Raw genomic sequence first — 520 nt, forward strand, 5'->3', positions numbered from 1 at the left:
GGGACGACGAAGCCGCCGCCCGTATGCTGCGCTTTGCCGAACGCCTCGAAGGGCTGGAAGACTGGAACGCCGAAGCCATCCACGATCTCTTCAAACCTTTCTGCGACGAAGAAGGCATCAAAATGGGCAAACTCGGTATGCCCCTGCGCCTCGCTGTCTGCGGTACGGCAAAAACCCCAAGCGTCGATGCCGTATTGGCATTAATCGGCAAAGAAGAAGTGTTGAAACGGATCCGTTCGTAAGGCATGAATGATAAAAGGCCGTCTGAAATGTTTCAGACGGCCTTTTTATTTTGAACAGGATTTATTTATTCTTCTTCGTTCAGTTTATTTTTATCTTTTTTGCGCCACAGGCCTTTAAACAATGCGCCTGCTGCAACAGCACCGAAAATAATCAGTTTGCCGAATTTAGCCAGTAATGCGCCGACCAAAGCTAATAATCCCAGTTTTTTTGCAGCGATACCACCAACCAAGGCAGCCAGTCCGTATTCAGCCACTTTGTCGGTTGCGGCATTGAAATC

General features: G+C 48.8%; 1 protein-coding gene and 1 pseudogene. One reads left to right on the forward strand and one right to left on the reverse strand.

Annotated features, from left to right (window positions below):
• Positions 1-242: pseudogene (locus tag ACTHUM_RS18570) on the forward strand (glutamate--tRNA ligase); the annotation flags it as partial.
• 65 nt (positions 243-307) lie between these two features.
• Here the strand turns inward: ACTHUM_RS18570 and ACTHUM_RS18575 are convergent.
• Positions 308-520 (reverse strand): DUF2167 domain-containing protein (locus ACTHUM_RS18575; RefSeq protein ID WP_440403765.1); only part of this gene is annotated, 213 nt, incomplete at its 5' end.

The organism is Neisseria sp. P0021.S006 (assembly GCF_051956895.1).